Source organism: Marinomonas sp. ef1 (assembly GCF_002806845.1).
Lineage (GTDB): Bacteria > Pseudomonadota > Gammaproteobacteria > Pseudomonadales > Marinomonadaceae > Marinomonas > Marinomonas polaris.
Window position 1 is genome coordinate 51,755 of record NZ_NHTT01000016.1, and the last position, 23,014, is coordinate 74,768.

At 41.7% G+C, this 23,014-nt stretch carries 21 protein-coding genes; 8 read left to right on the forward strand and 13 right to left on the reverse strand.

All coding sequences use genetic code 11. The annotated features are described in order from the left end of the window. The first annotated feature begins 73 nt into the window (after window positions 1-73). The 3 genes from CCS02_RS18720 to CCS02_RS18730 all read left to right on the forward strand — a co-directional run bounded on the left by CCS02_RS18720 (window position 74) and on the right by CCS02_RS18730 (window position 2,383). The gene (locus tag CCS02_RS18720; protein ID WP_157789895.1) at window positions 74-769 is read left to right on the forward strand and encodes a hypothetical protein; all 696 of its coding nucleotides are present in this window, start codon (window positions 74-76) and stop codon (window positions 767-769) included. A 180-nt stretch (window positions 770-949) separates the two neighbouring features. After that, the gene (locus CCS02_RS18725) at window positions 950-1,642 is read left to right on the forward strand and encodes a hypothetical protein (RefSeq protein ID WP_232617115.1); all 693 of its coding nucleotides are present in this window, start codon (window positions 950-952) and stop codon (window positions 1,640-1,642) included. Window positions 1,643-1,762: 120 nt separating this feature from the next. After that, window positions 1,763-2,383 (forward strand): LysE family translocator, encoded by a 621-nt coding sequence (locus CCS02_RS18730; RefSeq protein WP_100637422.1) that lies wholly within the window; start codon window positions 1,763-1,765, stop codon window positions 2,381-2,383. Between the two features lie 41 nt (window positions 2,384-2,424). Here CCS02_RS18730 and CCS02_RS18735 read toward each other — a convergent pair whose 3' ends face one another. Both CCS02_RS18735 and CCS02_RS18740 read right to left on the reverse strand, forming a co-directional pair. Further along, the gene (locus CCS02_RS18735) at window positions 2,425-4,437 is read right to left on the reverse strand and encodes a DNA topoisomerase III (RefSeq protein WP_100187168.1); all 2,013 of its coding nucleotides are present in this window, start codon (window positions 4,435-4,437) and stop codon (window positions 2,425-2,427) included. 108 nt (window positions 4,438-4,545) lie between these two features. Beyond that, the gene (locus CCS02_RS18740; protein WP_100187169.1) at window positions 4,546-5,028 is read right to left on the reverse strand and encodes a universal stress protein; all 483 of its coding nucleotides are present in this window, start codon (window positions 5,026-5,028) and stop codon (window positions 4,546-4,548) included. Window positions 5,029-5,480: 452 nt separating this feature from the next. Between CCS02_RS18740 and CCS02_RS18750 the strand changes: the two genes are divergently transcribed. After that, window positions 5,481-6,101: an FKBP-type peptidyl-prolyl cis-trans isomerase gene (locus tag CCS02_RS18750; protein ID WP_072840989.1), complete on the forward strand. Its 621-nt coding sequence runs from the start codon at window positions 5,481-5,483 to the stop codon at window positions 6,099-6,101. 118 nt (window positions 6,102-6,219) lie between these two features. Here the strand turns inward: CCS02_RS18750 and CCS02_RS18755 are convergent, their stop codons facing one another. The 3 genes from CCS02_RS18755 to purB all read right to left on the reverse strand — a co-directional run bounded on the left by CCS02_RS18755 (window position 6,220) and on the right by purB (window position 9,355). Further along, window positions 6,220-6,636 (reverse strand): GNAT family N-acetyltransferase, encoded by a 417-nt coding sequence (locus CCS02_RS18755; protein WP_100187171.1) that lies wholly within the window; start codon window positions 6,634-6,636, stop codon window positions 6,220-6,222. Between the two features lie 29 nt (window positions 6,637-6,665). After that, window positions 6,666-7,868, reverse strand: coding sequence for a cupin domain-containing protein (locus CCS02_RS18760; protein WP_100637423.1), 1,203 nt, complete (start codon window positions 7,866-7,868; stop codon window positions 6,666-6,668). A 113-nt stretch (window positions 7,869-7,981) separates the two neighbouring features. After that, the gene (purB, locus tag CCS02_RS18765; protein ID WP_100187173.1) at window positions 7,982-9,355 is read right to left on the reverse strand and encodes an adenylosuccinate lyase; all 1,374 of its coding nucleotides are present in this window, start codon (window positions 9,353-9,355) and stop codon (window positions 7,982-7,984) included. A 259-nt stretch (window positions 9,356-9,614) separates the two neighbouring features. Between purB and CCS02_RS18770 the strand changes: the two genes are divergently transcribed. Beyond that, complete coding sequence (locus tag CCS02_RS18770; protein ID WP_100187174.1) at window positions 9,615-11,216, forward strand: methyl-accepting chemotaxis protein; 1,602 nt, start codon at window positions 9,615-9,617, stop codon at window positions 11,214-11,216. Window positions 11,217-11,378: 162 nt separating this feature from the next. Here CCS02_RS18770 and CCS02_RS18775 read toward each other — a convergent pair whose 3' ends face one another. From CCS02_RS18775 to CCS02_RS18800, 6 genes are all read right to left on the reverse strand, one after another. Next, the gene (locus CCS02_RS18775; protein WP_100637424.1) at window positions 11,379-13,601 is read right to left on the reverse strand and encodes an NADP-dependent isocitrate dehydrogenase; all 2,223 of its coding nucleotides are present in this window, start codon (window positions 13,599-13,601) and stop codon (window positions 11,379-11,381) included. 278 nt (window positions 13,602-13,879) lie between these two features. Beyond that, window positions 13,880-14,509 (reverse strand): high frequency lysogenization protein HflD, encoded by a 630-nt coding sequence (hflD, locus tag CCS02_RS18780; RefSeq protein WP_072840983.1) that lies wholly within the window; start codon window positions 14,507-14,509, stop codon window positions 13,880-13,882. Between the two features lie 17 nt (window positions 14,510-14,526). After that, complete coding sequence (gene mnmA, locus CCS02_RS18785; RefSeq protein WP_100637433.1) at window positions 14,527-15,654, reverse strand: tRNA 2-thiouridine(34) synthase MnmA; 1,128 nt, start codon at window positions 15,652-15,654, stop codon at window positions 14,527-14,529. A 76-nt stretch (window positions 15,655-15,730) separates the two neighbouring features. Beyond that, window positions 15,731-16,135 (reverse strand): NUDIX domain-containing protein, encoded by a 405-nt coding sequence (locus CCS02_RS18790; RefSeq protein WP_100637425.1) that lies wholly within the window; start codon window positions 16,133-16,135, stop codon window positions 15,731-15,733. Then, the gene (locus tag CCS02_RS18795; protein ID WP_100637426.1) at window positions 16,071-16,799 is read right to left on the reverse strand and encodes a pseudouridine synthase; all 729 of its coding nucleotides are present in this window, start codon (window positions 16,797-16,799) and stop codon (window positions 16,071-16,073) included. Before CCS02_RS18795 ends, CCS02_RS18790 begins: the two co-directional genes overlap by 65 nt. Window positions 16,800-16,925: 126 nt before the next feature. Continuing rightward, a complete protein-coding gene (locus CCS02_RS18800; protein ID WP_072840980.1) occupies window positions 16,926-17,204 on the reverse strand; it encodes a cold shock domain-containing protein in 279 nt (92 codons plus the stop codon). 318 nt (window positions 17,205-17,522) lie between these two features. Here CCS02_RS18800 and clpS point away from each other — a divergent pair, with 318 nt between their 5' ends. After that, the gene (clpS, locus tag CCS02_RS18805; protein ID WP_012070938.1) at window positions 17,523-17,873 is read left to right on the forward strand and encodes an ATP-dependent Clp protease adapter ClpS; all 351 of its coding nucleotides are present in this window, start codon (window positions 17,523-17,525) and stop codon (window positions 17,871-17,873) included. 20 nt (window positions 17,874-17,893) lie between these two features. Further along, window positions 17,894-20,149, forward strand: coding sequence for an ATP-dependent Clp protease ATP-binding subunit ClpA (clpA, locus tag CCS02_RS18810; RefSeq protein ID WP_072840979.1), 2,256 nt, complete (start codon window positions 17,894-17,896; stop codon window positions 20,147-20,149). A gap of 99 nt (window positions 20,150-20,248) precedes the next feature. Here the strand turns inward: clpA and infA are convergent, their stop codons facing one another. Further along, on the reverse strand, window positions 20,249-20,467 hold the full coding sequence (infA, locus tag CCS02_RS18815; RefSeq protein WP_012070936.1) for a translation initiation factor IF-1: 219 nt from the start codon (window positions 20,465-20,467) through the stop codon (window positions 20,249-20,251). 227 nt (window positions 20,468-20,694) lie between these two features. Further along, entirely contained in the window at window positions 20,695-21,438 is a 744-nt protein-coding gene (aat, locus tag CCS02_RS18820; RefSeq protein ID WP_100637427.1) for a leucyl/phenylalanyl-tRNA--protein transferase, read from the reverse strand. Between the two features lie 546 nt (window positions 21,439-21,984). Between aat and CCS02_RS18825 the strand changes: the two genes are divergently transcribed. After that, a complete protein-coding gene (locus tag CCS02_RS18825; RefSeq protein ID WP_100637428.1) occupies window positions 21,985-22,866 on the forward strand; it encodes a hypothetical protein in 882 nt (293 codons plus the stop codon). Window positions 22,867-23,014: the final 148 nt, after the last annotated feature.

Below are 23,014 nucleotides of genomic sequence, written 5' to 3' on the forward strand. Positions count from 1 at the left end.
CCGTCTGTGTTATATAAAAGTAAGTTACTTTTTTATTTCTATATAAAGTCGCAACTTAGGTAACTATTAAGTAATGAAATTAAGTATGTTGATTTTAGTTGCCGTTATCTTTTTGGCCGTTCTTTGCTTGCTGCCTGCTTTTTTCCGTTGGAGAAGACATCAAAGGGAGTTAAAAAAGAAGCTACTTTCTCGTTTATCGAATCGAAGTGATCGCTTACTTTATTCATTAGAAATGATTTCTGATCGTTACATGGCGAGAGATACCAAAATCTTTCTCATAGAATATTTGCTTTCTGTTATAACTCAACTTGTGACATCTAATTATAAGTCGGAGTTTGTTTCAAAGCAGGCTGATCTACTAAGACTGTTGACAGAACTGAAGTTAGGGCGTCAAGTAACAGCAAAGGATCGTGTCGTCAGTCAAGAGCAGTTAGATCAAATCCAAAACGCACTTCAATTTATGCTCAGAGAGTTGAGAAGCATGGGTGAAAGTTATGGTGCGAGTAGAGTAATAATAAGGCATCATATTGTTTTGATACGTTATGCGCATGCTTTGGCTTATCGCGATCTTTTAGTACGGCAGGCTAGACTTGATTTAGATAATGATAAGAAAAATAGAGCGCTAGAAAAATATCGAATTGCGTTATCAGTTATGGAAAAAAATGCTTCTGTGAGTAGCTCGAAAAGAGAGATGGCACGTCTACAAAGCATGATACAGGAAGTTGAAAAGGTTTTATTTTCAAAGAACAATAAAGCGGAGCTCAAATAGAAGTTAGTTGGCGAATTTTATTCGTATTCGTACTTTTGAAGCCTGCAGGCGTTTCGTATATAAATATTACTAAGGTAAACTACTCATCATATGACAGCCGTTACCATTACAGTGCTTTTGCTCGTTATCGGTGGATTTATTGCCTTCGCAATTTTTCTGCAGTTAAAAGAGCAGGCTCGATTGGAAAAATTGCGTAAAGTGACAACGCTTAATAATCAATTGCGTCAGGTGCGTCGCTATCTTGATGAGATGCCTCCCCAGTATCAGCCCAAAGATATGAGAATGTGGTTATTTTCTCGAATGATCGCTATATACGATCAGCTTATTGAATTGCAACCAGATCCAACATTAACTCGTCGTCGCGGTCATTTAGCAGAAGAAATGGCAGAGTTCCAAACGAACACGCAGAAAAGACGTGCTAAGCCGATGAATGATGAATTGCTTATAATAGAAGTAAAGCGCCTCTTTGAGTCCTTCAAATCCTATTTAATTTTATCGCAGAAAGAAAAAACCATCGATCAAGATGTTGTTTATCGATACAGTAAGTTATTAAATTTTTATCACTACAAAGTTAACTCGGATTATCATGCCTACCTTGCTCGTAAGGCGTTTTTGAGTGGTCAAATGGACACAGCTATAGAAATGTATAAAGAGGCTTTGTCGCAATTAACACCCATCAAAGAGTCTGTCGAAGCTCAACCTGCTATTCTTAAGCTTAAAGATCTGCTGCAAGAAATTGAAGATGATCTTGCTTTGCAAAAAGCAGAAGAAGAGATGACTAAAAATATGGATAGTGAAGATGAGGGGGAGTTGGATGATGAATGGAGCAAGTTTATTGAGGACTCCACATTTAAAACAAAAAAACATTTTTAGTTTCCCTTCTTTTTATATTTTAAGAACAAGTCCATTTATCTGTATTTTAGTGCTTGCTACTTATGCTAAGTCATGAGAATTTTGTCTCGTAAATTACTACATGTTAGATAAGGATCTCTTGTGAATTTAGCACTGCTCTCCGCTTTTATACCGACCTTCTTTTTTGTCTCTATTACGCCAGGCATGTGTATGACATTAGCCATGACGTTGGGAATGACTATTGGCGTTAAGCGCGCACTTTGGATGATGCTGGGTGAGTTAGTCGGTGTTGCAACTGTGGCTATCTTATCCGCGATTGGTGTTGCTGCATTATTATTGAATTATCCTAGTGTGTTTATGGTGTTGAAATATATAGGCGGTGCCTATCTTGCCTTCGTTGGGATTCAGATGTGGTTGTCTAAAGGTAAAATGGCCATTAAAGCGGACGCCACTGGAGTCAAGCCTGCTTCACGTTTAGATTTAATCTCACAAGGTTTTGTGACCGCAATTGCTAATCCTAAGGGCTGGGCTTTTTTTGTCGCTTTATTGCCACCTTTTTTAGATGCTAGTCGCCCACTTACTGGTCAATTGATTGTATTAATTGCCATCATTTTAACGCTCGAACTCACTTGTTTGCTTATTTACGCTGCAGGCGGGAGAACTTTAAAATCTATTCTTATGCAAAGTGGTAATGTACGCATCATGAACCGTATTGCTGGTACATTAATGGTTGGTGTTGGTGTATGGCTCGCGATCGGTTGATTGTTCGTTAATAAAATGTGGAATGAACAATATTGAATAGACTAAGAAGGCGCTTTCGAGCGTCTTTTTGTATTTGAGCTTGTCGTTTTTGTGCTGATAGATTTCGTTCCGGTTGTTTTTCTTGTACTTGTCGTCCTTTTGTTTGTTGAGCCTTTTCGTTTAGCGAAAGGATTTTTTGTTGGCGGCGGTAGGTTGTGTAATGCGGATGTCGGCATATCTCGGGAAGCACTTAGTAACTGATTTAAGTTGCCTTCTAAATTTGTCATGAATTCTTGATAACTTGCTTCTCCAAGACTAATACTGTTAAGAGCTGACTCCCATTTTGCCGTCATATCAGGAGTGACCAGTTGCTTAGGTAGACAATCAATAAAGGCACGCCCTGTTTGGCTGGCGTGAATTTGTTTACCTTGTCTCATCAAAAAGCCTCGTTTGAAAAGTAACTCTATAATGCTCGCTCGCGTCGCTTCTGTACCTAAACCATCGGTCTCTTTCAGTATTGCTCGAATGTCTTTATCAGTCACAAAGCGACTGATACCGGTCATGGCAGCCAGTAATGTCGCGTCAGTGAAAGCTGCCGGTGGCGTAGTGACTTTCTCTTGGACTTGCCCTTGTATACACCAGAGTTCTTCATTCTTACTTAGCTTTGGTAGCTCGTTTTGGTTTTCATCTTCTGGGTCTTTACTTTTGTTTTTATTGGGTAAAAGCGCTTTCCAGCCAAGTGCAATCGGTGTATTACCTTTCGCTTCAAAGAGTCCACCTTCAATTTCCAATTTGATGTAAGACGCCAAATAATCGTATTCAGGATAAAACTGCATAAGATATTGGCGGGCAATCAAGTTAAATACCAGCGCCTCTGTTTTGGAAAGTGATGCCGCTTTGTGAGCTTGAGTTGTTGGAATAATAGCGTGGTGAGCCGTGACTTGTTTATCGTTCCACGCTTTACTTTTTCGTGATGCATTGGCGTTCTCTGCGCCTTGTTTTATATCACCTCCCGAACGTGTGAGAGCGGCGATAATAGCTGCAGCGTCTTTGTGCTGTTGAGTGGGTAAATAACGGCAATCGGATCTAGGGTAGGTGATTATCTGATGACGCTCATAAAGAGCTTGGCAAGTATCTAACACTTGCTGGGCGGAAAGAGAAAATGCTTTTGCTGCATCAATTTGAAGTGCTGACAAACTGTAGGGTAGTGGTGCTGGTTGCTTCTTTTGTTTGTAATTTGCTTCAATCACAATCGCTGGTTTATTGGTAATGCGATTGGCGACGTTTTGCGCAAGCGGCAAGCTTAGCACTCGGTTTTCATCGTCCATGTAAGGTTGGCAAGCTTCACTAGGCAACCATTTAGCTTGAAATATGGCATCTTGAGTTGTTTGTATGCTCGCCCATACTTGATAAAAGTCTTTTGGAAAAAAGGCTTCTCTTTCTTTGTCCCTAGCAGCAACAAGTCCTAGTACTGGCGTTTGCACTCGCCCAATAGATAGAACACCTTGGTAGCCAGCTTGACGGCCCCTGATGGTATAAGCACGTGTTAGGTTTAAGCCGAACAACCAGTCTGCACGAGCGCGGCCCAACGCCGATCGAGATAGCGCCGCAAATTCATTATTTGAACGCAAATTGCTAAGTGCTTGCTTTACCGCAGAAGGTGTTAAGTCATTCACCAAAAGTCGTTGAGTGTTTTTCAGTTTCTGTGCTGGAACCTTGGTGTAGTGAAGTACTTCATCGACCAGCAATTGGCCTTCTCTATCCGGGTCTCCTGCATGAACTAAAACAGTGGCTTTTTTAATCAATTTTTTTAAAATGCCAAGTTGTTTCTTTGTGTTGGCTTTTTCTTGCCATTGCCAGTCAGTCGGAATGATAGGCAAGTGGTCTAAATTCCAACTTTTATAAGCTGGATTATATTGATGAGGCTCAGCTTGTTCGAGCAAGTGGCCGATACACCAACTAACGCAGTCACCATTAGGCAACCAAATACAGCCCTCTTCTTTTTTTTGTGGTGAGGGAAGGGCGGCGGCAATGGCTCGGGCAAGGCTGGGTTTTTCGGCAATATAAAGAATCATAAATACACTTACTGTTTATATATACAGTAAGTGTATCGGACACAGAGAAGTGTGACTAGAGTAACGTGTTATTTTATTGGCACAACAGCTATTTTATCGGTACAACCGTTACTTTATCGGTACAACTAGCACTGGAATTGAGCTGGTGTGAATGACTTTATTTGCCGTTGAGCCAATGATCATTTGGCTCAGTCGGCCATGTGTTCGGCTATTCATAACAATTAAATCAGCATTTTTTTCTTTTGCAATGCGCTGAATAGAGTCAGCTGGAGCGCCATTGACTATCAAGGTTTCAGGAGCTGTTTCTAAACTAGACAGTTCTTCTGAATACTTTTCCATAAATTCAGCTAGCAATTTATCCATGCGTGTATTGATGTCTGTGATGGCATCTTTGCGCATTGCATTTCTAACTTCTTCGGTAATATAGTTGTTTATCATATTTGATGCTTGAGCATTTAAAGGCTCAATTGCATGCATTAATATGACTTTTGCCCCATGAGTTTTGGCTAAGCTCAGTACTAGCTCCATAGCGGCCTGTGTTTTACTGTCTAGATCGCAAGCGTAAACAATGGTGTTTATTTTAGGTAACATGGCAAGATCCTCTTTTAATGTACCTATAGCTTAATCTTTTTAACTTTTGCTGCTCTGATCTGTGTCAATTATCGTTGTGCTTATTTGATGAGTGGTAAGCGATAAGCTATTGGAAGCTTGTCGATTGCCATGATTAGCAAATAAAAAACAGCTCATTGATGACAAGAAGATAAAGCTAATAAACAGCATACCCCAATAATCGGTCGGCTTTTTATCGTTTATATATCTCTTTGGAGACGGGATAAAGCTCTTATGTTTCATAACGCACTCCTGAATGAATATAGATTTATTAAATGATAATGAATATCATTTAATAAATCTATAGGGCTGATTAATATATTTTCACTGCTTAGGTTTTGGTAAGTCGAGGCGTTTGAAAAACAAGCTCATGAGATTTGCCTATGTTATGATACGCGTTCAATTTTTTAGTAAACGAATAAGAGAGTGTAAACATGTCAGAACTGTCGTTCGACTCTAACGAAGCAAAAATCGCATACGGCATTGGTCGTCAAATTGGTGATCAACTACGTGGTAGCGATCTTGGTGAATTGTCTCTAACGCATCTTTTTGCTGCGATTGAAGATGCACTAAACGGAACTGAAATGCGTGTTCCTGGCGCAGAGCTAGAAGCTGCTTTTGCTGAACTACAGCAAAAAATGGAAGAAAAAGGCCGTGCAGAGTCTGAAGAGAATGTGAAAGCGGGCGAAGACTTTCTTGCTACAAACAAAACAAAAGAAGGCGTTCAAACGACTGAAAGTGGTCTGCAGTTTGAAGTTCTTGAAGAAGGTACGGGTGCAACACCAAGCCGTGAAGCGACTGTTCGTGTACATTACGAAGGCCGTTTGATTGACGGACAAGTATTCGATAGCTCTATTGCTCGTGGCGAGCCAATTGAATTCCCTCTAACTGGCGTTATCGCAGGTTGGACTGAAGGTCTTCAGTTGATGAAAGAAGGCGCGAAGTACCGTCTTACTATCCCTGCTGAATTGGCTTACGGCGCTCAAGGCGCTGGCGCGATGATTCAACCTTTCTCTGTTTTACAATTCGATGTTGAGCTAATTGCTGTTGTTTAATGAAATAGCTTAAAGCAATACATTAAAAACAGTGTATTAAGAGAAATGCATAAAAAAGCGAGTCGACCCATATCGGATGACTCGCTTTTTTGTTTTAAATGGGCTGGTAAAGATAAAGCTAAATGTCTCGTTCCATGTGAATATGCATTTTTCCAGCTTCTAAAAAGACTTTACCATCACCGTGAAATTTTTGTTTTTCATAGAAGGTCTGTACGTCAACTTGAGCATGCAAAAAGACTTTGCGAACTCCCATCTCTCTGGCAACTTTCATTGCTCGGTTTAACAGCATTTCACCATAACCCTGATGACGATATGCAGGTAAAACAGCAAGTCGACTAATTTGTCCGTTTTCTGTTAAGCGGCAGGTTCCTGTAGGAACCGCTGTCGTACCAAAGGATACAAAGTGTACGGCGTCTTCATCTAGCTCGTCCCATTCGTCTTTTGGGTCGATACCTTGCTCAATGATAAAGACTTGTTTGCGCACAAAGGTAAGCTGATCTTTGCTGCTGTTCCAGTCTGACGTTAAAACCTTCATGTGAATACCTTACTTAATATTGCGTTCTTTTATTCTTCTGGTGCAACCAATTCGATCAGCCCTTGCTGGCGAATGAGAAAGCGCACAAGAGGTTCTAGATCTGTATTTTGTTTCAAATCTAGCCCAGAAAAATCAAACTCAACTTGATGGCAAACGGCTTCAACAAAGCTCGTTAGTTCTGCATCCACAAGTAAGTGTTCACCGTTACAAAACACGCTAATCTTACCTTTGTTCTCAGTGTTCTGTTGAACATAGTAACAAATACGCGCATCGCCAGGGCGAATAAAAGTTTGACCTTGTGTCGCACTGCTAAATGCTTCGTTTAATTCTTCATGATTCAGTGGTACGAGGTATTCAGGATACTTGCTCTCGCTCATCGTTTCCCCTAACCATTCAGCCAGTAGGTCGGGCTGATTAATAAGGCGAGCCAGTTGTGTTTGTAGGTATTGAATATCGTCTTTGCTGATGTGCGCACTGTGTTGACGATTTGCTGTTTCAGGTGCGGCAAAGCGATCTTTAACATTGTCAGCTTCGCAAAGTTTATCGCGAATACCTGTTAAGACATCTTGCATACTTGGCGCACGAAAACCGATGGAATAAGTCATGCACTCGTCGTCTAATGATCGGCCATTGTGTGCAAAGTTAGGCGGCAAATATAGAATATCGCCAGCTTCCACTTCCCAATCCATTTCTGAATTGACAGGGAAGTTGTCTAAAATATGTAATTTGATGTTGGGGATCGCAGAATCTTGGTATTCATCTGGCGACAATACCTGCCATCGACGTTTACCTGATACTTGTACTAAGAACACATCGTATTGGTCGTAATGTGGGCCAACACTACCGCCTTCTGTTGCATAGCTTACCATGACGTCGTCTAAGCGCCAGCTGGGTAAAAACTCAAATCGTTCTTTAAGTGTTTGGACTTCTGGTACCCAATGGTCAACGGCTTGAACTAATAACGTCCATTCTTTTTCAGGCAAGGTAGCAAAAGTGTCTTCGGTAAAAGGTCCTTGGCGCATTTCCCAAGGTCTTAGTCCGTTCTCGATCACAATACGAGATTCAATTTCTTCTTCCATTGCCATGCCTGCAAGCTCATCGGCTTCCAATGGCACAGCGAAATCGACAAGACCACCGCGAATTAACAAAGGCTTTTTCTGCCAATATTCGTCGATAAAGGTTTGGGCTGTCATGCCACCAAGAATAGCCAACGGTGTATTTAGATCTGTCATAAATCGCTCAATAAAAAAGAACAAAGAAAGTAGTGATATTGCTAAAGATTAGCAGCCTTGAAGGCAAAAAGAGCCGATAAATCGGCTCTTTTATTTACTTGTTAAAGTAAGACTTAGTCACGAATCGCTTTCGCTTGTGCAACAGCGTTACCGATGTAAGTGCTTGGTGTTAGCGCTTTCAATTCGGCTTTGGCTTGCTCAGGCATTTCTAGCGTATCGACAAAAGCTTCGATAGTCGCTTGGTCGATAGTGCGGCCACGAGTTAGCTCTTTTAGTTTCTCGTATGGAGATTCGATGCCGTAGCGACGCATAACGGTTTGAATTGGCTCAGCCAATACTTCCCATGCATTATTTAAATCTGCTTCAAGACGTGCAGCGTTGATTTCCAACTTGCTGATGCCTTTTAGAGTTGCTTGGTAAGCTATCAAGCTGTGAGCTAAACCAACGCCAAGGTTACGAAGAACCGTAGAGTCAGTTAGGTCGCGCTGCCAGCGTGAGATTGGCAGTTTAGCGCTCAAGTGGCCCATGATTGCGTTCGCAATACCCAAGTTGCCTTCGGAGTTTTCGAAGTCGATTGGGTTAACTTTATGCGGCATGGTAGAAGAACCAATTTCGCCAGCAATGGTTTTTTGCTTGAAGAAGCCCATAGAAATGTAGCCCCACACATCGCGGTCGAAATCGATCAAGATGGTGTTGAAGCGGCAAATGGCGTCGTATAGCTCTGCGATGTAATCATGAGGTTCAATTTGAGTCGTGTAAGGGTTCCAAGTCAAACCCAGGGAAGTAACGAACGCTTCAGCGTGTGCTTGCCAATCCACATCAGGGTAAGCCGAAAGGTGAGCATTGTAGTTACCTACAGCACCGTTGATTTTGCCTAAAAATTCAACGTTTTCGATTTGCTTAAGTTGGCGGCTAAGGCGCGCAGCAACGTTAGCCATTTCTTTACCAACTGTGGTTGGTGAGGCAGTTTGGCCATGCGTACGAGACAACATAGATTGTTCAGCGTGCTCGATTGCTAGATCTTGAACTGCTTTGATGACGTTTTTAAGCTCTGGAGTAATGCCTTCTTCCAATGCTTCACGCAACATTAATGCATGAGATAAGTTGTTGATGTCTTCTGATGTACAAGCGAAGTGAACAAATTCAGAAATCGCTGCTAACTCTGCGTTATCAGCCATTTTGTTCTTAATGAAATATTCCACTGCTTTGACATCGTGGTTCGTGGTTTTCTCAATATCTTTAATAGCTTGTGCATCAGCTTCGCTGAAGTTATCTGCAAGCTGATCTAATAAAGCGCTGGCTTCATTGCTCAATGCTGGAACTTCAACAATTTGTGGGTGTTTGGCAAGAGCCTGTAGCCAGCGAACTTCGACTATGACTCGCATACGCAGCAAACCATACTCGCTCACGGAGCGACGTAGTACGTTTGTTTTCGATCCGTAACGACCGTCGATAGGGGAAATTGCATTTAAGCTAGTTAATTCCATTGAGATAACGCCTCGAACATGGTTTTCAGGGAGCCGCTATTATAGGCAAAAGCGCGGCCTACCGCTACGCCAGACTGTATATTTGCAGAAGGCGGTTTAGTTTTAATGAGCTTATAAACAGTTGGTCTTTTGTTCTGTTTATTAATTACTCGTTTTTTTGAGTATATTTTTGTTAAATCAAGGTGTTTTAAACTCTTCTCACTTGTATGATGCTGCCAAATTAACGCCCTTTTAGAAGTTATTTAGGAAAGTATTGAACATGAAGATCAGCCGTATCATGAATTTGGTCATTGTTATTGTATTGGTAGCCTTGTCTGCGCTTTATTTACTTAGCAAGCAGGGCTTAACTCGTAACGAAGCTGCCATTCGTCAGCAAGTAGTTATCTCTGATGCTGTATCTGCTATGAAGGATGCTCGTTATTACGTTGTGCAAGTGCAACAGTTTTTGACGGATATGGGCGCAACGCGCAGTGATGAGGCGTTACCCGAAGTTGATGCGAGCATGAAAAGTGCTATGAAGAGCTTACAAGAACTGACTCGAATCATGCCTAGTTACCGCTCTCGCGTAAATGAGTTAGAGCAGCAATTGAAACAGGTTTACAAAGTAGGTCGAGAAATGGCCTCTGCTTATATTAATAATGGCACTGATGCTGGTAATAGTTTAATGAAAGGCGCTGGTGGTCTAGATCAAGAATCGGCGCGTTTGGCTCAATCATTAGAGCAAATTGCTAATGAGTTATCTGATCAACTTGATAAAAGTGCAGTAGCTTCGATTGAGACTCTTGAAGATTCTAAATTTTTATCTTTGATCAGCAGTTTAATTTCGGGTGTTGTGATTGTTGGTGTGATAGTTGTTTTACGTCGCCGTGTGCTTCCAGATTTAAATTCGCTTGAATCGTCTCTGCATAATATTTCTGTTGGTGCCCGCGATTTAACGGTTCGCCTTGATGATAAGGGCAATGATGAGTTGTCCTCCGTCGCACACAGTTTTAACGTGTTTATTAAGGGTATCCATTCTCTTGTTGTGACTCAGCAGGGTCAATCAGCTCAGTTGTCGGTAGCCGGCGAGCAAATGCTGGTTGCCTCAAATAAAACGCGTATTGGTATGCAGGGGTTGCAAAAAGAAACATCGGGTATTGCTAGTGTTGTTGCAGAGATGCAAACCACAGTGCGTCATGTTGCTAACAGTGCTGATGCAGCGGCGACAGCTGCGAAAGAATCCGATTACATAGCAAAAGAAGTAGAGTCGGTTGTGAATAACAGTGTTTTATCAATTCAACAATTATCTGAAGGCGTTGAAAAAGCATCACGAGTGCTTCAGGCCTTGGAAAAAGAAACCTCTGATGTTGGTAGTATCTTAGATTCGATTCGAGGCATTGCCGATCAAACTAACTTGCTCGCATTGAATGCTGCGATTGAAGCGGCTCGTGCCGGTGAGCAGGGACGTGGTTTTGCTGTCGTTGCTGATGAAGTTCGAACGCTTGCTAAGCGCACTCAGGATTCCACAGAACAAATTCAGATAATGATTACTCAATTACAAAAAGGCTCGCAAGATGCAGTACTTGTAATGGGCGAAAGTAAGCAACAAGCAGAGCAAAGTGTTGCTCAGTCATTAAAGGCAAAAGAAGCCTTGCATACGATTACGTCTTCTATGGGGAATATTTCCGCCATGGCTATTGAGATTGCATCGGCTATGGAACAACAGGCAGCTGCTTCAGAAAATATTGATGGACGAATTCGTTCTATTCGTGATGAAGCGGAACTAACAAGTGAAAACGCTGAGCAGTCAAACGTGGCGGCTAAGCAAGTGTTGGGGCAATCTAAAGCTTTATCTGATCTTATCTCTAGTTTTAAGGTCTAACTTTAAGGTTAGGTGTGATTTAGCAATGAAGTATGGCGGTTTGTTAATTAACTGGTAAATCGCAATAGAGCATAAAAAACAGATCAAATAGACAAAGAAAAGCTCGAGTAACTGAGTTACTCGGGCTTTTTTATGTCATTTACTTGGCTTTAATAAATAGACTTAAAGCGTTGCTAATGCTGTATTGAAGGTTGTGCTAGGACGCATGATCTTAGCGACTTCAGTTAGGTCCATGTGGTAGTAACCAGATAGGCCAGAAGGTTTGCCTTGTACTGCTGCTAGTTCAGCAACAATCTTGTCTTCGTTGTCTGCTAACTGTTTTGCAAGAGGCGCGAATTTCGCCGCTAATGTTGCATCTTCAGTTTGTGCAGCAAGTTCTTGAGACCAGTAAAGCGCTAGGTAGAAATGGCTACCACGGTTATCGATTTCGCCAACTTTACGAGAAGGAGACTTGTTAGTGTCTAGTAATTTGCCTGTTGCTTTATCTAAGCACTTAGCAAGAATTTTTGCTTTCTCGTTGTTGTGCTTGATACCAAGTTCTTCGAAAGATACCGCTACTGCAAGGAATTCACCTAAAGAGTCCCAACGAAGGTAGTTTTCTTCCATAAGCTGTTGTACGTGCTTAGGAGCAGAACCGCCTGCGCCAGTTTCATACATGCCGCCGCCGTTTAGCATTGGTACGATAGACAGCATTTTCGCAGACGTGCCTAATTCCAAGATTGGGAACAAGTCAGTCAGGTAGTCACGTAGAATGTTGCCTGTTACTGAAATAGTGTCTTTGCCACGAATAATGCGTTCCATAGAGAAACGGATTGCTTCGTTGTAAGACATGATGCGAATGTTTAGACCGCTTGTATCATGGTCTTTTAGGTAAGCTTCTACTTTTTTACGAAGTTCGTTATCGTGTGCACGTTCGTCTTCTAGCCAAAACACAGCAGGAGTGTCAGATTGGCGAGCTCGAGTCACACCTAATTTCACCCAATCACGGATTGGCGCGTCTTTAGTTTGGCATGCACGCCAGATGTCACCTTTTTCGACATTGTGCTGCATTAGAACTTTGCCGTTTGCATCTACAACACGCATCACACCATCGGCTTTCATTTCGAACGTTTTGTCGTGAGAACCGTATTCTTCTGCTTTTTGTGCCATTAGGCCAACGTTTGGCACAGTACCCATTGTTACTGGATTGAATGCACCATTGGTTTTACAGAAGTTGATAGTTTCTTGGTAAATACGAGCGTAAGTGCTGTCTGGAATAACAGCTTTAGCATCGTGTGCTTTGCCATCACGGCCCCACATTTTACCAGAGTTACGTATCATCGCAGGCATAGAGGCATCAACGATTACGTCACTTGGTACGTGCAAGTTAGTGATGCCTTTGTCAGAGTCAACCATCGCTAGTTCAGGGCGTGTTTTATAAACGTCTTGAATGGCTTGTTTGATCTCTTCTTGTTTCGCTTCAGGAAGGCTTTGAATTTTGTCGTAAACGCTACCTAAACCGTTGTTTGGGTTAACGCCGATTTCTTTGAAAAGCTCGCCGTATTTCTCGAAAACGTCTTTGTAGAAAACGGTTACCGCATGACCAAATACGATTGGGTGAGAGACTTTCATCATGGTTGCTTTTAAGTGCACAGACCACATGATGTTGTCTTCTTTTGCTTCTTGTAGTGTCGCTTCAAAGAAAGCGCGAAGCTTTTTGGTGCTGATGTTCATGCTGTCGATGATTTCGCCAGCAAGAAGAGGAAGTGACTTTTTCACTTCAACGGAGCCGTCTGCGCCAACGAATTCTAGGCTAACTGTTTGCGCTGTATCCATAGTGACGGACTGCTCAGAAGAGTAGAAATCACCGTCACGCATGTAATCAGCGTGTGAAATTGATGTTTTGCTCCATTTGCCCATTGAGTGTGGGTTTTTGCGAGCGAAGCCTTTAACTGCTGCAGGTGCGCGACGATCAGAGTTGCCTTGACGTAGTACAGGGTTTACTGCACTACCAAGAACTTTAGAGTAACGGGCTTGAATGTCTTTTTCTTCGTCTGTTTGTGGGTTTTCTGGATATTCAGGAAGACCGTAACCTTCAGCATTCAACTCTTTAATTGCAGCGTTCAGCTGTGGCAAAGAAGCGCTGATATTAGGTAGCTTAACAATGTTTGCTTCAGGGTCTGCGGTTAGGTCACCTAGGAATTTTAGGCCGTCTTCAGCTTGTTTGTCTGCCGGAAGTAGGTCTGCAAAAGCAGAAATAATACGACTAGCCAAAGATATGTCTGTCAGTTTTAATTCGATGTCTGCTTCTTTGGCGAAAGCGCCAAAGATAGGAAGTAGAGACGCGGTTGCCAGAGCTGGCGCCTCATCAGTAAATGTATAGTAAATGGTTTGTTTCGTTGACATGTAATTCCCCTAAAATTTCAGGCATTAGCCTATTGAATCGAAGATGACTTTTAGCCGCCATTCCCTAATTTAAACTGCTCTTACAGGTTAACCCGCACAGGTTAAAAATTTGTACGATATACTACATAAAAAAACAACGTAGAGATATTGGCTCTCAGATATAGTGGAAATTGATTTCAATTATTCGCTGAGGCTTTTGCTCAACCACTTTGATTGCCAATCGCCCGTTAAAGGTTATTTATTAGGCATAAAAAAAGACCCAGTGGGTCTTTTAAGCATTAATGACGTGACTCTAGTGCATTCAATAATGCTTTTCGTTTAAAAATCAAATGCCAGCGTTTACCGCCTAGTTGTCGCCATAGCATGGCAGCACGAATTCCAGACATTAGAATGGCTCTAACTTGGTTAGCAACTTGTGGTTGCTGTAAAAAACGACTGTCGCCATGTACTTGAATACGAAAGGATAACTTGCTCAAGGTGTCTTGATACATGCCTGAAATCGACGCCAACATGTTTTCGTGTAGAACGCTCTCGTAATGGGCTTTTTTCTGCTCGATTTGAGCGATTTTTTGCCCAATAGTGGACAGCATCTCTGGTGTCTTAGCCAGTTTGTTTTCTAGATGAATTAAGCTAAGTGCATATCTAAGAGTGTCAGGGTTTACACTGCTGCGTTCTTTGCCTAAGGCTTGTCGAGAGATTTTTCTTCCTAGGGCAAGATTGGTTGAGCAATCCCATTGGCCACCATAAATATCTTCAGTAGAGGCTGCGTTAACCATTAATAGGCTTTCTAGTAATGGTTGTAGGCTGGCATTATCCACCTGACCTGTTTTCGCTAAAATCGACACCAATTCTGCCGCTTGAAATATGGCGGACAGGGCGATGGTTTGCTCTTTCTCTCTACTACTCACGCTTTCTCTCTCAATAATTACTTGTTAAAGGCGACGTTAATTATGCCGCCACCAAGACAAACTTCATCTAGATAAAACACCACGGATTGGCCAGGAGTGACTGCTCGTTGAGGTTCTACAAAGGATACTTCAACACGGCCATCGGCTAATTCATTGATGGTACACTCTTGATCTGGTTGGCGATAACGGCATTTTGCTTTACACGTTAGCGGAAAAGCTGGTTTTTTTCTTGCAACCCAATCGAAGTTGTCGGCAATTAAATGCGTTTTAAATAACGACTCGTGTTGTCCGCCTTGCGTTACGATTAAAACATTGCGCTCTAGGTCTTTCTCAACTACATACCATGGATCGTCGGAGTATTTAGCTAGACCGCCAATGCCCAAACCTTGGCGTTGGCCAATAGTGTGATACATCAAACCGTGGTGACGAGCAATTTTGTCACCCTCAAGGGTTTCTATATCACCCGGTTGAGCGGGTAAGTATTGCTCTAAAAAATCTTTGAAGCGACGTTCGCCGATGAAACAAATACCGGTGCTGTCTTTTTTGTTGTGAGTAACTAAGCCAAACTCTTCTGCTAAGCGGCGCACTTCTGGTTTTTCTAGTTCACCAACAGGGAAAAGTGTCTTGGCAATTTCGTCTTTGCCAACCGCGTACAAAAAGTAGCTTTGGTCTTTATTGCCGTCTAAACCTTTTAGCAGCAGCGGCTCTCCGTCTTTTTCTCCACGACGAACATAATGTCCAGTAGCAATGTAATCAGCATCTAATGCCATAGCGTATTCTAAAAACGCTTTAAATTTAATTTCTTTATTGCACAGGATGTCTGGATTCGGTGTGCGGCCAGCTTTGTATTCAGCCAGAAAGTGCTCGAAGACATTGTCCCAATATTCTGATGCGAAGTTAGCTGTATGCAGTTTTATGCCAAGTTTATCGGATACCGCTTGAGCATCAGCAAGGTCGTCTTTTGCTGTGCAATACTCTGTACCATCGTCTTCGTCCCAGTTCTTCATGAATAGGCCTTCAACCTGATAACCCTGTTGCATCAGAATAAGTGCTGATACGGAGGAGTCGACACCGCCAGACATGCCCACAATGACTTTTTTATCGTGATTGGCTGGTTGATCTGTTAGGTAGTGGCTTTCTTTCATGACCGGTTTTTTCTCGACTGTTAATTTAGTAATACGAAGAGGCATGGCCTCAGTGAATTTGATTGCACATTGTACTTCATTTTTGAGTGCTCGGCACAGGCGACAAGTACTGATCTGACAAGAATGATAAGGAAATAATGGGGTTGTTTTGCGAATCTTCAATGCAGGCTTTAATTAATGGGCTGCGATGAGTTAGTGCCATGATTTCTTCGTAAGTTAACCAGTGGCTAGAAACAATATCTTTATCGAGTGGTTCGTTGGTTTCACTAACAGCTTCGCATAAAAAACATAGGCGATGATAAGTGTCAGCACCTTCGTAAGGTGTAAAAGCATACATACCAAGTAAGCCAATGGGTTTCACAATCCAGCCAGACTCTTCTTTTGTTTCACGAATCACCGCTTCTATGGCGCTTTCGTTATTTTCGATGTGACCGGCTGGTTGATTTAGGACGAGTATTCCGTCTTGCCACTCCTTCACCATGAGATATTTTGTTTCCTTTGGATCCGAGTTGTCTTTTTTGACCAGTGCTGCGACGGTTAGATGAGGCAGCCTTTCTCTTTCTTTGCTCTTCAAACTGATTAACCTCTTTTAATAAATTGTCGGTTGGCTCTATGAAGTTCCATTGGCCTACTATTGTATTTTCTAGAGTATAAGGACCAATGGCATAACGAATTAATCTAAGCGTAGGGAAACCGACTGCGGCTGTCATTCGACGAACTTGTCGATTTTTACCTTCGCGGATTTGCAGTGATAGCCAGCTAGTAGGGATGTTTTCCCTATGGCGAACCGGAGGAATTCTTTCCCAAACGTCTGGTTCTGCCATACGTTCAGCTTGTGCTGGCTTGGTGAGGCCATCTTTTAGCTCAACGCCTTGTCTTAGTTTTTCTAAAGCTTCGGGCGAAATCTCGCCTTCGACCTGAACCCAGTAAGTTTTGGGGAGCTTGAAATCGGGTGATGCTATCACGTGTTGTAATGCACCTTGATTAGTCAAAAGTAAAAGGCCTTCAGAATCAAAGTCTAATCTACCTGCAGGGTAAAACTCAGGTATTTCAATGTATTGCGCAAGAGTAGACTTATCGCCTTCTGCAGAAAATTGGCTGAGTACTCGAAAAGGCTTATTAAATAAAATTAAGTTAGAGGGCATGAGTTCAATATATGATTGGGAAGAAAGGAAGGAGTCAAAAAAATAGAATAAAAGGGCACTTATCTTACTCCTCAAGATGAGGAGTAAGATAACAAATTCGCTTTAGGATAGCGATGATGTTTCTTTTTATGCTAGTTGAGTGTTTTTATCGCTGGAATGAGCGTCCTCTTGTTTAGCTTCCTGTTTAGTCTCTTGTTTAGGTATTGTTGGATTGATTTCAATCGCATGCAGGCCTCTTTCTCCTGGTTCAACGTCAAACGTAACCGCTTGACCTGCTTTTAGCGTTTTGTAGCCTTCGATATTGATGGCTGAATAATGAATAAATAAATCTTCATTAAAATCTTCCGACACAATAAAACCATAGCCTTTTGCGTTGTTAAACCACTTCACTGATCCGTGATGCATGAGTCACTCCTTATCCACTCAGTCGATGTTTGCTTATATCATCAAAAATGAGTAATGATGACGATAAGCGCGTTAAAAAACATAGCTCGGATAGCGTAGATTGCTAAATAGGTGCAAATTGTTTTTGGCCAATCAATGCTAGAATTTCATTTGTAAACATTGATTGCACATTTGGTCACCCCAATAAAGAGCGTAGAAGCCCTTTTAGTATTTGTAAAATCCAAGTGGTAATCTATTACTCATAAAAAGTCGTATATAAGTAGTAATGAGTCAACTTTTGGCAAATTACGTAAAAAATTGTAGCCTCAGAGGCATGGGATGATTACAGATCAACAAATTAGACTAGTATCAGAAGATGATGAGCAACACGGGCATTCCAGTATTGCAATTGCTCCTGAAGAAACCGAATTAAAACCACCTTCAATGTATCAGGTGGTGTTGTTTAATGATGACTATACGCCAATGGATTTTGTCGTATTTGTTTTACAGAGGTTTTTTTCTATGGATGGGGAGAAAGCTAATCAGGTAATGTTAGAAGTACATCAAAAAGGGAAAGGAGTTTGCGGTATTTATCCTTTTGATATTGCTGAAACCAAAGTAGCAATGGTACAACAGTTCGTGGAACAAAATGAGCACCCCTTAATGTGCGACCTACAAAAGGTTGACTGATTCAGAGTGAGGGAATAGCAATGTTAGATAAAGAACTAGAACAAACCCTGAACACGGCTTTTAAAGCGGCGCGTGACAAGCGCCATGAATTCATGACGGTTGAGCATTTATTATTAGCTCTTATTGAAAATGGCGCTGCTTCAAGCGTCCTCAAAGCATGTGGTGTGAATTTAGATACCTTAAGTAAGGAGCTTGAGGAATTTGTTGATAGTACGACACCTCTAATCCCTGAAGACGACGATGAACGTGAAGTTCAGCCAACTTTAGGTTTTCAGCGCGTATTACAGCGTGCGGTTTTTCATGTTCAATCTTCTGGCAAACGCGAAGTCACTGGTGCCAACGTGCTGGTGGCTATTTTTAGCGAACAAGAAAGTCAAACAGTCTACTTACTAAAACGACATGGTGTGGCAAGAATTGATGTTGTCAATTACGTTGCCCACGGTATTTCTAAAACTGGCGAAGCCTCTTCTCAAGACATGGATCATGATGACGAAGCAGAAGATACAGCGACTGCGCCGTTACAAAAATTCGCTACCAATCTTAACGAAGAAGCCAAAGCTGGAAAGATCGATAAATTAATCGGTCGTGAATACGAAGTGGAGCGAGTGATACAAACACTTTCTCGTCGTCGTAAAAACAATCCTTTGCTGGTTGGTGAGTCAGGTGTTGGTAAAACTGCCATTGCTGAAGGGTTAGCGCGACGTATTGTCGATGGACAAGTGCCAGATGTTATAGCTGATGGTGTTGTTTATTCCCTAGATTTAGGTGCTTTACTGGCAGGAACCAAATACCGCGGTGATTTTGAAAAACGTCTTAAGCAGTTGCTAGGCGAATTGAAAAAATTACCGAATGCGATTCTTTTTATTGATGAAATTCACACCATTATTGGTGCGGGTGCTGCATCTGGTGGGGTAATGGATGCTTCCAACCTCCTTAAGCCGGTATTGAGTTCTGGTGGCTTGCGTTGTATTGGCTCGACAACATTCCAAGAGTTTCGTGGTGTGTTTGAAAAAGACCATGCTTTGGCGCGTCGCTTCCAAAAAATCGATGTAAACGAGCCAAGTGTTGATGATACTTATCAGATCTTGAAAGGCATTATTGGTGCATTTGAAGAACATCACAAAGTGAAATACGAAGAGCCAGCTTTATTGGCGGCAGCGGAGCTTGCTCAGCGCTATGTGACAGATCGTCATATGCCTGATAAAGCAATTGATGTTGTAGATGAAGCAGGAGCTTACCAGCGCTTGCAGCCAGAAGGTAAGCGTAAAGCGGTTATCACGGTTGCAGATATTGAAGATATCGTCTCTAAGATCGCCAGAGTGCCTGTGAGAGCGGTTAACTCTGATGATAGGCAAGTACTGTCTAATCTTGAGCGTAATCTGAAAATGGTTGTTTTCGGTCAAGATAATGCTATTGATGCTTTGTCTGCTGCGATTAAGTTGTCTCGTGCTGGTTTAAAAGCTGAACAGAAACCTATCGGTTCTTTCTTGATGGCTGGTCCAACAGGTGTTGGTAAAACGGAAGTGACCAAGCAGCTAGCCAAGCAATTGGGCCTTGAGCTGATTCGCTTTGATATGTCTGAGTACATGGAACGCCATGCGGTATCTCGATTGATTGGTGCGCCACCAGGCTATGTTGGTTTTGACCAAGGTGGTTTATTGACAGAAGCTGTGACGAAAAATCCTCATAGTGTTGTATTATTGGATGAGATAGAAAAAGCTCACCCAGAGGTCTTTAACTTGCTTCTGCAAGTAATGGATCATGGCACCTTGACTGATAACAATGGACGCAAAGCAGATTTCCGTAATGTGATCTTAGTGATGACGTCGAATGCTGGTGCTCAAGAGTTGGCTCGTCGTTCAATTGGCTTCTCTAGTCAAGATAACTCGACGGATGGTATGGAGGTTATTAATCGAACCTTTACACCTGAATTTAGAAACCGTTTAGATGCTGTTATTCAGTTCCAGCAACTGGATGAACGTATTATCTTTAACGTGGTAGATAAGTTCTTGGTGGAGCTACAGGCGCAGTTAGACCCGAAAGGTGTCTTGCTAGAGGTCTCAGACACTGCCAGAGGCTGGTTAGCCAATAAAGGCTATGACCGTCAGATGGGTGCGCGTCCAATGGCTCGTGTCATTCAGGAGCATTTGAAGAAGCCTCTAGCGGATCATATCCTCTTTGGTGATCTTCATGATGGTGGCCATGTTAAAGTGGCTTTGGATGAAAAGAGTGATGAATTGAAATTTGAAGTCATCAAAGAGGCTGTTGTGCATTAGTTTTTATAAAATAATGCAACTGTCATGTCATAAAAAAACCGGACTTGGTCCGGTTTTTTTATGACATCAATTTAAGCTGCCCATGCTGGGTTGCTTAAATTAACGTGCGCGATAAACGATACGGCCTTTTGAAAGATCGTAAGGTGTTAATTCAACTTTTACCTTATCGCCAGTCAAAATGCGGATGTAGTTTTTACGCATTTTTCCAGAGATATGTGCAATTACAACGTGTCCGTTTTCTAGTTCGACACGGAACATGGTATTAGGCAACGTATCAATGATAGTGCCCTCCATTTCTAAGCCTTCTTCTTTTGCCACAATATGTGTCCTATGGTGTTAACTTACTATTATTTAGTAGACGCCGACCATACCAAGAGGAGGTCTGCAGACGAAGAGGAAAGATGTTCCTCTTTGGTCAATTGAGCGCTAAATAGCTTAATCATGATTGTGTATTTAGCGACGTCTGAATTTTGATCGAGCGTATTTTGCCTAAAAACGCAGCGTAAGGCAAACCTAGTTGCGTTTTCATGGTGTCTATTTTTGAGCTAAATCGGTTGTTTTTCAGGTTTTTTGCCAATACTTATGAGAACTGAGTTCTTTTTTATGTTTGGGATGAGTTGTTCTAAAACATCACAGAAATCTTCTCTGGGCATTTTTTTTGCGCCTAGAGACAGTAAATGATCCGATTCTACTTGGCAGTCTATCAACTTAATTCCGCAGTCCTTGGTTAGTTCGCAGAATGTTTTTAGGGCTATTTTGGATGCATTTGGAATGAGTGAAAACATAGATTCACCAAAAAACATATTGCCCATTGCTATGCCGTAAAACCCACCTACGAGTTTATTTTTCTGCCAAATTTCAATGGAGTGTGCATAGCCTAATTTGTGTAATTTGGTGTAAGCATTTTTAATGTCTTTTGATATCCAAGTACCTTCCTTGTCGGCTCGAAGGGCCGAGCAATAGCCGATTACGGACTCAAACTCTTGATTGACAGAAAATAGCCATTGATCTTTTTTTATCGCTTTTTTTAGCGATTTTGAAATATGGAAGTGATCTGGATTGAGTGTGCATCTTTGTTCAGGGTGCCACCACAAAATAGGATCAGGATCACTAAACCAAGGGAAAAAACCTTTGCTGTAGAGATGGAGTAATCGTGTTGAAGAAAGGTCTCCACCGATGGCGGATAACCCTTCGGGGTCGTCTAGTGCTTTGTTTGGGTTTGGTGTGTCGTACGGTGACTCTGATAGTAATATGAGTTCGTGCTTTTCACTGTTAGTGGAAGCTGACATGAGGTGATTGTGTTCCCAGTTTTTTTACGGATCATTTTTATTTACTGATTATAGTTTTTTTAATCATAAAAACTATCTTTGGATGTTTTTTATTAAAAAAACTAAAGAAAAAAAGCTGTGCACCGATAATTAAGATTGAGCAAGAAAAGATATTGTTCTTGCTACTTATTGACACAATGTTATTCTTAATTGTCTTTAATGTGCATGAATAACTTAAGAAAAATGTTCTTTAAGGCTCTTGTTGGGTGTTTTTCGTCCAAAAAAGGGTGCAAAATGAAAAAAAAAAGAAAAAAAGTGCAAGGAGTGCTTGACCCGTAATGGAAAACTTGGTTTTAATCGGTGCAGTCCTAAACAGTAATTCGAAAAGATAAGTCGAATGCGGTATTCGGAACTACAAGATATTTGCTTTTTTGACAACTGTCATGAAAGTGAAACTGATAGGTTTTAAGATACATGAGTCGTTGATTTAACAACGTTTCTTGGTTAGATGAAAATCGATCGATAGGTCTACAAGACCATATTATATAATATAAAGGGGAATCTTGAATGAAAGCGATTAAACTTGCTTCTGTGTTTGCGGTAACTGCTGTTGCGGCTGCTGTTTCTACTGCTACTTTCGCTGCTGATGCTATCATCACTGGTGAGGCTGGTGTTGAGTACACTACTTACAGCGGCGAATCTAAAGATACGCCTGACTTAGCTGATGGTACTGATCTAGGTGAATTAGAGCTTCACGTTGATACTGGTATTGTCTACGCTGAGCTTGAATTTAAAACTACTGGTGTTGATGAAGGTACTAAAATTGGCATGGAAAAACTGTACGTTAAACAAGGTGCAGTTTCCTTTGGTCGTTTTGATGGTACTGTAGCGACTGGTTCTTTCATGGGTATGGATGAGCTTTTTGGTGGTGTTGATTTAGTAACTGCTGCTAGCGATACAGACAATACAGGTGTTCGTTACAAAGTAACTCCGGAACTGACTATTGCTCTTGAAGCTACTCGTTCTACTGCAACTGAAGATTCAGACATCGGTTTTGCAGCTTCTTATGTGCAAGATTTTGGTGGCTTTAAAGCTGGTGTATCTGGTGGTGTAGTGGGTGATGCTAATTCTGCCAACGTTGGTGTTCAGACTGTTGCTGGCCCAGCTACTTTATCTTTGAACTACGGTATTGGTGAGCAAGGTACGGGTACTACTACTGATCGCGAGCAATTGACAGCCTCTGTTGCGTTTGCTGCTACTGATGCGCTGACATTGACTCTAGAATACTCAAATGAGCTAGAAAAAGAGCTAGATGGTACTTACTTCATTGCTGAATACGTATCTGGTGATTTGACTTATTACGTCAAAAACTACGCTGGTGACTTAGCTGCTGATAGTTCTACAAACGGCGCAGAGCAAACTACTGTTGGCGTTAAAACTTTCTTCTAAGACTTTTCTTTATAAAGAAGGCCTTTCTTAGTAAAAGCGAAAGCCAGCCCTTTGGGTTGGCTTTTTTTATGGTAAGCTTAGCGAACTTATGACTCAGCTGTATGGGGCATGTTTTGTTTTGATTAGCATAAGATAGGAAGGCGCGTTT

Excerpts from the sequence above, each read along its gene's own strand:
- CCS02_RS18720 (WP_157789895.1), top strand. The coding sequence starts at position 74 with ATGAAATTAAGTATGTTGATTTTAGTTGCCGTTATCTTTTTGGCCGTT.
- CCS02_RS18760 (WP_100637423.1), bottom strand. The coding sequence starts at position 7,868 with ATGACAGATCTAAATACACCGTTGGCTATTCTTGGTGGCATGACAGCC.
- clpA (WP_072840979.1), top strand. The coding sequence starts at position 17,894 with ATGTTAGATAAAGAACTAGAACAAACCCTGAACACGGCTTTTAAAGCG.
- CCS02_RS18790 (WP_100637425.1), bottom strand. The coding sequence starts at position 16,135 with ATGGTGAAGGAGTGGCAAGACGGAATACTCGTCCTAAATCAACCAGCC.
- mnmA (WP_100637433.1), bottom strand. The coding sequence starts at position 15,654 with ATGAAAGAAAGCCACTACCTAACAGATCAACCAGCCAATCACGATAAA.
- CCS02_RS18800 (WP_072840980.1), bottom strand. The coding sequence starts at position 17,204 with ATGCATCACGGATCAGTGAAGTGGTTTAACAACGCAAAAGGCTATGGT.
- CCS02_RS18795 (WP_100637426.1), bottom strand. The coding sequence starts at position 16,799 with ATGCCCTCTAACTTAATTTTATTTAATAAGCCTTTTCGAGTACTCAGC.
- CCS02_RS18825 (WP_100637428.1), top strand. The coding sequence starts at position 21,985 with ATGAAAGCGATTAAACTTGCTTCTGTGTTTGCGGTAACTGCTGTTGCG.
- aat (WP_100637427.1), bottom strand. The coding sequence starts at position 21,438 with ATGTCAGCTTCCACTAACAGTGAAAAGCACGAACTCATATTACTATCA.
- CCS02_RS18755 (WP_100187171.1), bottom strand. The coding sequence starts at position 6,636 with ATGAAGGTTTTAACGTCAGACTGGAACAGCAGCAAAGATCAGCTTACC.
- CCS02_RS18775 (WP_100637424.1), bottom strand. The coding sequence starts at position 13,601 with ATGTCAACGAAACAAACCATTTACTATACATTTACTGATGAGGCGCCA.
- CCS02_RS18750 (WP_072840989.1), top strand. The coding sequence starts at position 5,481 with ATGTCAGAACTGTCGTTCGACTCTAACGAAGCAAAAATCGCATACGGC.
- purB (WP_100187173.1), bottom strand. The coding sequence starts at position 9,355 with ATGGAATTAACTAGCTTAAATGCAATTTCCCCTATCGACGGTCGTTAC.
- clpS (WP_012070938.1), top strand. The coding sequence starts at position 17,523 with ATGATTACAGATCAACAAATTAGACTAGTATCAGAAGATGATGAGCAA.
- CCS02_RS18740 (WP_100187169.1), bottom strand. The coding sequence starts at position 5,028 with ATGTTACCTAAAATAAACACCATTGTTTACGCTTGCGATCTAGACAGT.
- CCS02_RS18735 (WP_100187168.1), bottom strand. The coding sequence starts at position 4,437 with ATGATTCTTTATATTGCCGAAAAACCCAGCCTTGCCCGAGCCATTGCC.
- CCS02_RS18770 (WP_100187174.1), top strand. The coding sequence starts at position 9,615 with ATGAAGATCAGCCGTATCATGAATTTGGTCATTGTTATTGTATTGGTA.